10 protein-coding genes are annotated in these 12,716 nt (G+C 42.7%); 1 reads left to right on the top strand and 9 read right to left on the bottom strand.

Annotation, left to right across the window (positions count from 1 at the left end):
* The 9 genes from AC1DLM_RS32825 to ppsA form a co-directional block, all read right to left on the bottom strand.
* A partial coding sequence (locus AC1DLM_RS32825) for a phosphotransferase family protein (RefSeq protein ID WP_477572330.1) occupies positions 1–690 on the bottom strand: 690 nt, incomplete at its 3' end.
* 79 nt (positions 691–769) lie between these two features.
* Entirely contained in the window at positions 770–2,014 is a 1,245-nt protein-coding gene (locus tag AC1DLM_RS32820; RefSeq protein ID WP_477572329.1) for an MFS transporter, read from the bottom strand.
* 153 nt (positions 2,015–2,167) lie between these two features.
* Positions 2,168–2,641, bottom strand: coding sequence for a MarR family transcriptional regulator (locus tag AC1DLM_RS32815; RefSeq protein ID WP_477572328.1), 474 nt, complete (start codon positions 2,639–2,641; stop codon positions 2,168–2,170).
* Positions 2,642–2,776: 135 nt separating this feature from the next.
* Entirely contained in the window at positions 2,777–3,664 is an 888-nt protein-coding gene (locus AC1DLM_RS32810; RefSeq protein WP_477572327.1) for a carbohydrate ABC transporter permease, read from the bottom strand.
* Positions 3,665–3,678: 14 nt separating this feature from the next.
* On the bottom strand, positions 3,679–4,569 hold the full coding sequence (locus tag AC1DLM_RS32805; RefSeq protein ID WP_477572331.1) for an ABC transporter permease: 891 nt from the start codon (positions 4,567–4,569) through the stop codon (positions 3,679–3,681).
* 86 nt (positions 4,570–4,655) lie between these two features.
* The gene (locus tag AC1DLM_RS32800) at positions 4,656–6,407 is read right to left on the bottom strand and encodes an extracellular solute-binding protein (RefSeq protein WP_441990175.1); all 1,752 of its coding nucleotides are present in this window, start codon (positions 6,405–6,407) and stop codon (positions 4,656–4,658) included.
* A gap of 121 nt (positions 6,408–6,528) precedes the next feature.
* On the bottom strand, positions 6,529–7,620 hold the full coding sequence (locus tag AC1DLM_RS32795; protein ID WP_441990176.1) for a response regulator transcription factor: 1,092 nt from the start codon (positions 7,618–7,620) through the stop codon (positions 6,529–6,531).
* A 14-nt stretch (positions 7,621–7,634) separates the two neighbouring features.
* Positions 7,635–9,251, bottom strand: coding sequence for a sensor histidine kinase (locus AC1DLM_RS32790; protein ID WP_477572326.1), 1,617 nt, complete (start codon positions 9,249–9,251; stop codon positions 7,635–7,637).
* A 231-nt stretch (positions 9,252–9,482) separates the two neighbouring features.
* Positions 9,483–12,080: a phosphoenolpyruvate synthase gene (ppsA, locus tag AC1DLM_RS32785; protein WP_477572325.1), complete on the bottom strand. Its 2,598-nt coding sequence runs from the start codon at positions 12,078–12,080 to the stop codon at positions 9,483–9,485.
* 269 nt (positions 12,081–12,349) lie between these two features.
* Between ppsA and AC1DLM_RS32780 the strand changes: the two genes are divergently transcribed.
* Positions 12,350–12,688: a L,D-transpeptidase gene (locus tag AC1DLM_RS32780; protein WP_441990179.1), complete on the top strand. Its 339-nt coding sequence runs from the start codon at positions 12,350–12,352 to the stop codon at positions 12,686–12,688.
* Positions 12,689–12,716: the final 28 nt, after the last annotated feature.

Here is a 12,716-nt window from a genome sequence, read left to right as displayed (position 1 = left end):
CACATAGATACGCAGAAGCAGACAAGCCCATGACAGATCATACCTAGGATCTCCTAATTGCCCGTTCGTCCAGTCGATCACCGTGTAGTGTCCATCCTCTTCTAGCATATTGCCAAGATTGAAATCCCCGTGTATGAGCCGGTCCATTCTCATATCCGCGGCGTCAACGAGATCGATCAGATTCTCCTTCATTACTGGAAATGCCTCGATCCCAGGGAAAAAATAAGTAATAAAATCATACTTAGCTAGTTCCATCCCCGCCAAATCATCTGGAGACAATCGATGAATGTCAGCTAGAACAGACGTTATCTTCTTGAAAATGCTCGGACTCACCTTCGTAACCGTCGTTCCGTGATATCGGGTCAGCAACACCGCATCCCCAGCTTCGGTTTGTCCATAACCGATCGGTACGGATACGCGGATTTTCTGATGAAGTAGAGCTTCCAGTAGGTGATATTGACGCGCGACGTCAGGTTTCGAACGTCGGTTCCACACTTTCAGTACAAATTGATTCTCTCCAAGTGTGATCTTTACCACTTCTGCCTCAAGTCCTGGCGAAAGTGGACTACACGTCAGTTCAGAGCCTGATTGAAACAAGTCGTTCAGAATTGGGTTTCTTTCCTTCCATTCAATACCGTTAAACATATCAATCATTGCATGTCCTGCTACCTTATCTTCACAATGTTTCATATCTCACCTCTGGTGATTTAACTTCTTCCAGAGAATTCAACATTTTGCTGTGTAATCCTGCCTGCTAAAGGAATGTGATTTAGAGTTTTGTTTGACTGAGTTGCGTTCTCCTATATAAAACTGCTACTGCCGCTGTAATAAGGATCATTCCCATAATAGCGKGTGCAGCATGACCAAGTGATACATAGATTTGACCTCCAACGATTGGCCCAATCATTCTTGCTAAAGCTTGAATAGATTGGCTACCGCCTTGAATCCTCCCTTGTTCACTCGCATCGACAGACTTGGAAAGCATCCCATTGAATGAAGGTCCAAAGATTGAATCACCAAAACCAAATATAAACATGCCAATGATAAAAAGAGGATAAAATGAGAATAATGCTGATAGCGCAATTAGACAGTAGCCTATAATCTCCGAAACCATGCCAAGAATGGCTATCTGTTTATCACTGCGTTTCATTAAAAGCTTTGGCATGACGAAACCTTGAGCAATGATGTCTTGGACGCCCATAATTGAAAACATAAGACCGATTAATACAGGCTTCCAACTGAAATTATCCAATGTAAATTGTGAAAATACGGCCTGTAAGGATCCGTTAGGTATCCAAAGTAAAAATGCTGAGATGAATAGCCTTTGTAAGTTTTTCATGGCAAGTATATTGGCAAGCTGTGTAAATGGATTCAGTTTGACAAGTGAAATCTCTTTCAATCTATTGATCTTATCAAGGCTCTCCGGCATAAAAAAGAATCCATAAACTACATTCAATAATGTTATGCATGCTCCAACAAACATGGGTGCAGAATAACCAAATTTGGCAAGCAATCCGCCTACAGTTGGGCCAATGACGGTACCTATACCTACAACCGCGCTCACCCACCCAAAGTATTTGGTTCTCTGTTCGGGAGGTATGATGTCTGCAAAATAAGCGAAGATCGTGCTAATGCTCCCTCCTGTTATACCTTCTATGATGCGCCCAACAAATAGCACCCATAGAGCTCCACCCATGCCAAAAACAAAGTAACCGATTGCGGAACCCGTGAGACATAGTAAGAGCAATGGACGACGGCCATATTTGTCGCTCAATACGCCTAGTATAGGCGCCGCGAAAAATACGCAAAGGGCATAAACAGATGTCAACAGCGTTACAATGATAGCTTGTTCTCCTGGACTGCTTGTATAAGGCTGCACTAAGAACGGGACGACAGGTGCTATGATACTGAAACCTATTCCGCAAAGAAACACAGAGATAAGACCGAATAGTAATGCGTGTTTATTTACGGTTTGAGTTGTGTTCTTTGTATTATGTGATCTAAAAATGGGCATGTAATTCCTCCTCGATAGTTTTAATTATGATTCCATGGAAACAAACTTATAGTATCGGACTATTGTTTCCTTGTCAACAAAAATACAACAATAAAAAAGCAGCCGTTCTCCAGAGAGCCCGACTGCATGTGGTTTAAGTGTCACTATTATCATTTATTCCGAGACGCTATCTATACCCATTTTCTTTATCTCTGCATCCAAATGACTATTGTACTTTTTCACGAAGCTAAGCACACTGTCAAATTGTTCCTCGGTTACTTGCTCAAATACAGCTTTATCCCGCTCTTGAAACTCTTTGTGCAGATCCGCATGGATATTATAAATTTCTTTTCCTTGTTGAGTAAGCTTAAAATAGATTTCTTTCTTATTATCCGACTTCTGGTAGCTTACAATAAGGCCTTTTTTTATAAGTTTCTGAGTTAATTTGCTTATAGCACCGCGCGTCATATAAAACGTTTCCGCAAGTTTTGTCACGTTGGAATCACTATTATTTTCGATGTATTCAATGCAATGTACTTCAGTTGATGTATACCCCTTAAGACTGTCTTCCATTTTATCCTTATTCAGCCAAACCATCTTGTTATACAAGTCTCTGAAACCCATGATGACCTGATCTTCTTTGTTCATGGCTTGTCCTCCCACCCGCTCTTGCATGAACCCTATAATAATAATTTTTGTTTCTATTTAAACAATATTAAATTAATTCATTAATAAACACAAATAAGAGCTTACCGCGAAGTAAGCCCTTCAACCCTCGTTCTACTATTCCTTTACAGCTCCCAGCATGATGCCAGATACAAAATATTTCTGTAAAAATGGATACACGATTAGCATAGGCACCATGGCTATAAAGACTTTGGCGGCATTGAGTGTCCTATTGGACAACTCAGATAGCTTTTTATACTGTTCAGGCGTGAGGTTTGTGCCGACCGGGATGTTAACAACCAACTGCTGGATATAGGTTTGGAGCGGATATTTATCGGAAGTGTTCATCAGCACTAGACCATTAAAGAACTCGTTCCAGTGATATACACTGATAAACAGCGCTACTGCCGCTAATACAGGAATGGAACAAGGAATATAGATCCGAAACAACGTTGCCCAAGGGCCGGCACCATCTACAATTGCTGCTTCACTAAGGTCTTTCGGGAGATTTCGAAAAAAATTCATAATCAAAATAACATTGAAGATCGGGACACCACCGCCGAGCACCAGCGCCCAAATCGAGTTAATCAAACCATAGTGTTGGATAGTGAGATACCATGGAATCAGACCACCATTGAAGACCATGCAAAAAACTAGTATCCACATGAACGTATTGCGCGCTGTAAAATCTTTCTTAGGTCTCGCCAGTGGATAGGCCATCAAAATACTTACAATCATAGAGAATGCGGTACCTAGCACGGTTCGTTGGATCGAAATCCAGAATGAGTTTAAGAAAAGATTATCGTTTATGATCTCTTTGTATGAGGCTAATGAGAAACCAATGKGATAGAGCGTAACCAATCCTGCGTTTGCTGCTGATTTATCAGAGATGGACACACAGAAGGTATACCATAGTGGATATATACAGCTAATCAGCAACAAGCCAAGGAGAATCACATTGACAATTTCGAAAGTACGTGATCCTAAAGTCGTATTTCTTACCATTGCAACACCCCCTTCTAAAACACCGTATAATCTGCATATCTGTACGCCAGGCGGTATGATATGACAATCAGCACGAAGCTGATGACAGACTTGAATAACCCTGCCGTTGTCGCTAGTGAGAATTGTAGATTCTGCAAACCCAGTCGATATACCCAAGTGTCTAAAATATCACCCGTTGAGTATACAAGCGGATTATAGAGATTATATACCTGATCGAAACCAGCATTCAGCACGTTACCGAGGCTTAGAACTCCCAGCAGCACGACCGTTGTCGTCAGTGCAGGAAGTGTAATATTCCTAATCATTTGCCAACGATTGGCTCCATCGATTGCTGCTGCTTCATACAGATTCATATTGACTCCTGTTAGTGCTGCAAGATAAATAATGGCATTGTAACCGAACTCTTTCCACACATCGGTGCCGATAACCAACTGACGAAATATACTTGCATCCGCCATAAAAAGCTTGGGATCCCCTCCAAACATTTCAATGACTGTGTTGACAACGCCGTAATACCCAAAAATACCGATAACAATCGTCGCCATAATGACCCAAGATAAAAAGTGCGGCAAATAAACGACCGTCTGAACGAACTTTTTGTAGCGCAAGTTGGTAAGTTCATTCAACAAAATCGCAAAAATCAATGGGATTACTAAATTAAATACAATTTTACCCACAGCGATAATAACGGTGTTCGTGATGACTGATTTGCTGTCATTCAGTTGAAACATGTAGTTGAAATTTTCCAACCCAACCCACTCGGAACCGAAAACACCCATTCCGGGATTATAATTTTGGAATGCCATCACGATGCCGAACATCGGCACAATACTGAATAGAATTAGCCAAATCATGCCTGGAAGCAGCATCAAATAATAATGCTTCTGAAAGCCCATTTTCCTCATCATGGTTGTCCCCCAATCTCAGTTGGCATTTTGAAAATTTGCAAAAGGCGTTGAGTCCACCAACGCCTTTTGCAAGTTTGTACATGTTATTTTTTTAGAAGTTCAGCTACTTCCGCTGTGATCTGATCCCCGCCCTGAGCCTTCCAATCTTTAACAAACTTATCAAAAGTATCGATGGACGCTTGGCCAAGGATGATTTTTAGTACAGTCTCATCCTCCATCTTTTTCAAGTTAGCCCATTTGGTCTCCATTGTCGGTGTTTGGTTATAGGTCACACTGAACACTTTTTTATTGATCGGAATTGTTGAGAATGAACGGTCGCCAATCATAAGCGAATATAGACGCTGGAAATCACCGAAGTTTGTCTTGTCGAAGTTGCCGACATTTAGATTATCGTAGGGCGGCTTAATGACGTTTTGTACTTTCTTCGCATCCGCATACATCAGCTTATACAAGCTGTTAGGTACATTGTAATCTTCCGGTTTCTTCTGCCCGTTCAGTACTTTGAGTAACTCGGTATATTCATACTCGGTTTCATTAGCTGCCGCCATTACGTTGCGAAGTGGGTACCAGGCCACATTGACGGATAAATTGAACGTAGCCTCATCGCGAACAAGCGCGTTATTCATTATGAGAATAGCTTTGACCACGTCTGGTTTTGCGTTTTTACTAATGAGCGTATACGTACTGCCTGTTGTCTTCATATGGGTGTTCCATTTGCCATCATCGGTATATACAGGATAGGCTTGCCAATTGGCATTCGGGTCGTTTTTGAAGGAATCGCCATTTCCGTATCCCCCATTCCACCACGGACCAAAGAATATCCCCGCTTTGTTCGCATTGATTGGATCCCCTACGTTATCACGTGTCCCAACTTCTGGGTCAATGAGCCCCTTCTTATACCAATCAGCCAGTAAAGCAAGTGTCTTCTTCGTATTGTCCGTAGTTGTTCCATAGGTGACCGATCCATTGCCATTATCCAGCCAATAGCCCGGATATGCATCCAAAGCGCCAAATAACGGATCGAATCCACCCATGTTGTTGGACGAAACGAGGAAAGTAGCGTAGGGGAACGTATTCTTTGACGGACCTGCAATACCAATTGTTTTATCTCCGCCAAGCTTGCTATCAATGAAAGCTTTAGCTGTTTTCTCAACGTCTGCAACTGTCTTAGGCACCGGCATATTCAGTTTATCGAGCCAGTCCTTGCGAATCCACATGATGTGAACCCCATCGGTATCCACGGTGATATTGGGGAGTGATGTCATTTTGCCTTTGAAGCTTGCGTTTTCCAACGCACGTCCTTGTGTGCTGGCCATAATTTCCTTTACTTGCGAAGAAGCATACTGGTTGAACGAATCGGTGATATCGTACAGTAATCCCGAACTGGCGGCTTTTGTCATAAAGGAACGGTCATCAACGACCATACCGTCCGGAAGTTTGGCCGATGCAATGGATAGGCTAACCTTCTGCTTATAGTCATTGCCAGTTGCTGCTGTCCAGTCAACAATAATGTTGATATTGTACTTCTCCTTCAGATAGCGGGTATATTGGTTATTACCTACACTGTCACCTTGCGGCAACGTTTTGTCTGTTGGGTCTACAACCATACCGATATGAACGTCGACGGGAGACGGAAATCTGGCAAATGCTACATCATCCCCAGTTGTTGGTGTTGAACTTGTCGTTGAAGGCGCTTTCACTTCTGGTGATGCGGAAGCTTTCACATCTGATGTTGATGGGGTGGTCGTCTCCTTTGTTTCATTTGGAGACGTACAAGCTGCCAAGCTTGAAACCAGAAATGTTGTCAGGAGCACGCTTACAAGTTTTCTTTTCAACTTAATCCCTCCCTTATATCCTTTCACCATTATTATACATACAAGGTTTAGATAAAAAGTCTGAAGGATGTCTCGTGTTTAGGATGAACTCATGGATTCAGGGGGGGGATTTGTTCGACATTCAGTGATCAATTCTCCCTATGGCATTGAATTGTGCCCGAAATTCCGATGGAAGCAACCGCGTCTGCTCGTAAAAAATTTGTGAAAAATACTTGGAGTCGCCATAACCGACAGCATTGGCAATCCATGTCACTGGCCGATTTGTTTCGCATAAAAGCCGCTCAGCCGCACGGATCCGCTCTTGCCGGAGATAGTCGTTGAACGTTGAGCCTGTTGACTTTTTAAAACATTGGCAAAAATAGCTCCGACTCATATTCACATGTTCGGCCACATCTTCTGCATGCAGCGTTTCGGCTGTATGCTGGTGAATGAAAACAACCGCCTTGAGCATGCAAATCATCGTTTTCGTTAAATCTGTTGACTTGCTTACTTGCGAATAGATTAAAATTCGGTAGCGGCGAATCCATTCCACCGCTGTCCGGATGTCATCGATTTCAGACCAGAACCCCGTATCTAGCTGAGCGGCGATCTCGACTTGTGAGATCACTCGCATGAATAACCCCTCTAGACGGCGAACTGAACGATTCGACTCTATCGTTTGCGTGCATAAAGATTGGAAAACAGCCTCATTATACAACCAATATAGAGAGTGCCAATCTTGTTCGAGCTTGCGCCATTGCTCATCTTCTCGGAAACTGTTCTCATTCTCAACACGATTCGTTTGAACAGACACCGTTGTCGTGGATGCGGTTTTACCTGTGTGCTGTGGAAATTCGTCAGCCAGTTTATGCCGAATTCGGCCCAGAATTTGCTCGTCATCTTCTAACTCTAAGCGAACTTTCGAAATATAATCGAGAACGCCCAACCGGTAAGCTGCTTGCACAGTCTCAAAATCTTCATGAAAAGTAAGCATCACAGAACGCAAACTCGGGTGTTTGATTCGTGCAGCTTGTATCAGCTCTATTCCTGACATCACAGGCATAGAGATGTCGACAAACATGAGATCCACGGCATGCTGGTCCAGAAATTCCAAGGCTTTTGCACCATTCGCAGCTTCTCCAGCTACCTGCATACCATGTTCAGACCATGGCATGATGGAAATTAGTCCTTTTCGCGCGAGTTTATCATCATCGACAATTAAAACACGGATCATATCTGTTTCTCCTTTCAATAGGGGAGATACATGATAACGGTTGTACCCTGATTCGGAGTACTGTCAATTTGCAGACGTGCTMTATCACCATAGAAGGATTCCAACATCGACCGCACATATCGTAGACCGATCCCCCTGCCTCCCTGCTGTTGATCAGGTGATTCACGCTGTAGGAGCGCAAGCGTCTCCTCGCTAAGTCCTTTGCCATCATCGCGAATCATGATTTGGATGACACCAGCGATTTCGTCTGGCTGAATGCGCACCTCCAGCTTGCCGTGTTCATCAAGCCCATGACAGACGGCATTCTCTACAACCGGTTGAAGGATAAATCTGGCGACAGGACTGTCGAGATAGTCTCCGTCAGGAATATCCAAATTCACTTGGAAATCATAGCGCTTCTGCTGCAGTTCAAGATAGGCGCGCATGACCTTGGTTTCTGTGCGGAGCGTTGCCGTTTCCTGGGTCTTCCCTAAATTGTAACTAAGCAAAAAAATCAACGTGGATACAAACTTGTCGATTTCAGGCTGCCGATGCATAATAGCCAGCCAACGTACGGAATTAAGCGTATTCATTAGAAAATGCGGGTTAATCTGATAAGCGAGCTTTTCTATTTCCAACTGATGCCGTCGTTTCTCCTTGTGTTCCACATCGATAATCAATTGCTGAATTTGTTGCTTCATTTTATTAAACTGATCAAATAGCTTGTCAAATTCGGAAATGCCTGTTCGATATTGCATTGCGCCCATGTGACCTCTTCCGAGTGCCACCATTTCCGATTCGAATACGCGCAAGGGCCTGTTAATCAGTCGCAGCAACAGCAAAGCGATCGATAAAAGAATGATAAGAGCGATGCCTAATATTAACAACATATGATTTTTCCATGTGTAAAATTCGTGGTTATAGCTCTCTACAGGTAGCATTAGTGCGATATGATAACCGTAATCGCTAACTAGCTGATCCCATATGTATCCTTCTGTCACACCAGAACTTCCTCCCAGAACTAAGTTCTGGCCGGGTGAAAAAACACTTGGATTGCTGCTGTACTTCACCCTCTCGTCTTGATCACTCAACACTAGTACATACGGTAAATTTAGACTGGATGAAAGTTTACTAATGTCAGTCGCCAGTTCAGACTTGGCTTCGACATAAATCACTTGCTTCGTTCCATCGGAAAAAGTGATTTCTCTCGTCACCGAAACGACCTGATCATCGCTGAACCTGCAAAGTGACAAATGTGGCGATTGATAGTTGATACTCTCGTTGCCAGACACATTAGGCAGAGATTGCATCCTGAAATCTTCACGCAATGGCAGATTTGAATAAAGAGGGCGCTTCTCCTCTGGGTTATAATACATCACTAGTTCCATTGCTGGGTTAGAGAATGAGATCAGTCCGATATTATTTGATACACTTAGTGAAAGTTGAAGTCTATTATAGAGATCGTCTGTGGAGAAATAGGTATCCATGAGGTTGCCGACATTGCCTTGAGGAGTCATTTGCTGTGTTACCTGGAGTAGATTGTAATATACTTGCGTGAGTTTCATAGATTGCTGGTACAAATCGAAGGCCATGTTTGTTTTGATTTTGTTTTGCTGCATTGTGTCAATCGCATTGTACGAGACCGCTGCCATTAAAATGGAACATCCCAAAAAGCTCGATATCAGCGTTGCGACTATTCGTTTCCTAAGCGAAGTGCTGCCCACGTTCACCACCCCATAGTTGAACTACCTTTAGTAAGTTAAATCACCAAATACGTCCTTAGGATTCATCGTTATGAGTATTCGATACGAATTGTATATCTCCTTCTAATCAATTCTCGTTATAAAAACGATGCCCCCACAAAGGGCATCGTTTTTAACTGCCTATATAATTTCAATATACCCTTCTGTTCCATTCACGCGAATTCGTTGCCCATCTTTAATCAGTTTGGTTGCATGTTCCACCCCAACAACAGCTGGCAAGCCATATTCACGCGCGATAACGGCGCCATGCGTCATCAATCCACCAACTTCGGTGACGAGTCCTTTAATGGATACAAACAACGGTGTCCAGCCTGGATCAGTAAAGGACGTGACTAATATGTCCCCTTCTTCTATATTTGCATCTTCCATATTTAAAATGACACGTGCACGTCCTTCGATTACGCCTGAAGAAACAGGTAATCCAACTATCGCATCAGCGGGGAGATTTTCTCGGTTGTATGTACCCGAAATGATTTCACCATCTGACGTAATAACACGCGGTGGCGTTAGTTTTTCATATAATTTGTACTCGGCTTTACGTTTGCTGATGATCTGATAATCCAGTTTGTTTGTGCGTACGACTTCGTGAAGCTCTTCAAAAAAGAGATAAAAGATATCTTCTTTTTCAAGAATGACTCCTGCTTGTACGAGCTGTTCGGCTTCTTTCAGTAAAGCCTGCTTATACAAGAAATAACGGCTAACCCAACCGTATTTGGGATATTCACGATAACCGATGAAATTCCGAATGCGGCGGATCATTCGTTTTGTCTCTTCAGCTTTTTGTTCACCATCCGGCAATTGGCGTATTCGAGCTAATAACTCTTGTTCTTTTTCCAAAGCTTCCTGGTGCCCTTGTTCAAATATTCGATGACCTTCATTAGGCTCAAAAGCTTTGATGTTACCCAGAATCATGGGAACCAGTGTAATTGGTTTTTCACTCCAACGCGTTTTAGAAATATCGATTTCTCCGGCGCATCGCATACCATATTTATGGAGATACGCATAGATTGCGTCATGAGCTTCCTGTCCACCCTCGAACTTAACCAGTTCATCCAAGAAGTTATCATCTTTCACATGCTGTAAATAAGCAATGACGTCCGGATAAGGGCGAATCACATCTGCAACACCCATTAATGCCAGACCCATTTCTGAAGTAATATTGTAGGGTACCGATTGAGAAAGTGTATCTGCTGCGTTTTTTTCACCTAACCACTCGTTCATTTTTTCATTGATCCATAATGAAGCATTTATGGCAGTCATAAACACAGCCGTACTTAGTGGGTCAAATAAGATCTTCTTTAATTGCTGGATATCTTCCAGAATATAATCAACGACATGGAATCCTGATTTCGTCTGGATGTTTTGTTTTAACTCTTCTACCGATGCGCGATTACTCTGAATCAAATCAGAAACGATGTTCGGATTGTTTTCAATTTGTTCCAGCATATCTGTATGACTTCTGCCTGGCATTGGTGGTGCTGTTGGATCATTTGGTAATAGTTTTATAAAATCTCGCTCTATGATGGTCATGAGTGCGCCTTTTATGAGCGGATCGGATCCGATGGTAGTTAATAAAGCTTCCCGACCAACAGGTGTAGCTAGCCTAGGTGCAACATCAATAAACAACCTCCCGCCAGCTTTACGCATAGGTGCAGGAGTAATTAACAGGTAGAAAGACAATCCCAGTGGTTTTATGGGATCTGTCATCATTTGTTGATGACCGACAGATAGATAGACGTGATTTTCTTGATCATTCGCTTCAGGGATCGGGTATAACGTCGTGATCGGCCTACTCTGGACAATATAAAATGTATCATCAGCCAAACACCATTCAATATCTTGTGGGTTGCCAAAATAAGTTTCGATCTGTCTTCCAATAAGAGCTAGCTGTAAAATTTGTTGATCCGTAAGTGTTTGAGATATTTGCTGATCAGGGTCGAGCTGCTTGGTTTCTGTTCCGCCTTCTTTTCTTCCGTAGATGGCCAATTTTTTGGTTGCTATCCGCTTATTGACGATTCCCCCATCTTGTACGGAATAACCATCGGCAGAGACCAACCCTGAGACCAACGCTTCTCCCAGGCCATAACTGGCATCTATGGATAGCCTCTTTCGATTAGACGTTATGGGATCCGCGGTAAACATAATCCCTGAAGCCTGCKGGAAAACCATTCGTTGAACGATAACGGCAAGATATACTTGACTGTGGTCAAATCCATTTTGCATCCGATAAATGACCGCGCGATCCGTAAATAAAGAGGCCCAACATAGGCTAATATGCTGTAAGATGGCATCGATGCCGATAATATTTAGATAGGTGTCTTGTTGACCAGCAAAAGAGGCATGTGGTAAATCTTCTGCGGTCGCACTAGAACGCACGGCATACGCATGTTCATCACCGAACTGGGAAAGATAGTCAGTAACTGCTGTGACAACATCAGATGGAATTTCTAAGTCCTTGATGATCTGTCGAATTTGTTTACTGATTTCACCAATTTGATCACGATCATCTACTTTTAGTGTAGTTAAGCGATCCAACAAAGCATGATACGATTCGTTTTGACCGAGAGCTCTTTGATACCCAACTGTTGTAACAGCGAATCCCTCTGGGACTTGCAGACCTTCAATTTTAAATAGTTCTCCTAAATTCAAACCTTTTCCGCCAACGAGTGAAAGCTGCGTTTTTTCCATTTCCTGAAACCCGAGAACCAAAAAACTCATTCAAGATCTCTCCTAACCATAGAGTGATAAAAAACATTTGACAAGTGTTTTACCGGCATGTTACACTTAGAGTGTAGGATGTAATAATTATGTTCATGAAAGTAAATAAAGTCGTAAACCGATTATATCATCGTGTCTGTATATATGCAATATGAAAGAACCTGAGCAATTTGCTCAGGTTTTTTTGTTTCCTCGCGCTTCTCTGATAATCGCTTCCTATCACTTCCGAAACTAGGCATGCATAGAATAATGCTTAGGAGGCGAAACTTATGCCAAACTATCGGATTATCGTCGATTTATCCGACCGTAATCTGTATTTGCTTGATGGAAATACGGTTACTCGCTCATTCCCGGTTGGAATCGGCAAAATGGTTACAAAAACACCTAATGGCGAATATACGATCATTAATAAACAACCTAACCCCGGAGGTCCATTCGGAGCCTTTTGGTTGGGCCTATCTAAACCACACTACGGCATCCACGGAACCAATGATCCTTCTTCGATCGGAAGGGAAGTTAGTCACGGTTGCATCCGAATGTACAACGAGGATGTGCTTCAGCTCGCTCAGCTCGTTCCCATTCATACTCGTGTTACGATTCGTCCATAATCTTATGCTGCTCTATACTGGTCACTCC

This window comes from Paenibacillus sp. 01T442 (assembly GCF_056398345.1).
The sequence above is the reverse complement of the archived record's forward strand: the minus strand, read 5'-3'. Positions and strand labels throughout refer to the sequence as shown.

Bases quoted from the DNA above. Each gene is read 5' to 3' on its own strand.
- AC1DLM_RS32780 (WP_441990179.1), top strand. From the start codon at position 12,350: ATGCCAAACTATCGGATTATCGTCGATTTATCCGACCGTAATCTGTAT.
- AC1DLM_RS32795 (WP_441990176.1), bottom strand. From the start codon at position 7,620: ATGATCCGTGTTTTAATTGTCGATGATGATAAACTCGCGCGAAAAGGA.
- AC1DLM_RS32815 (WP_477572328.1), bottom strand. From the start codon at position 2,641: ATGAACAAAGAAGATCAGGTCATCATGGGTTTCAGAGACTTGTATAAC.
- AC1DLM_RS32805 (WP_477572331.1), bottom strand. From the start codon at position 4,569: ATGAGGAAAATGGGCTTTCAGAAGCATTATTATTTGATGCTGCTTCCA.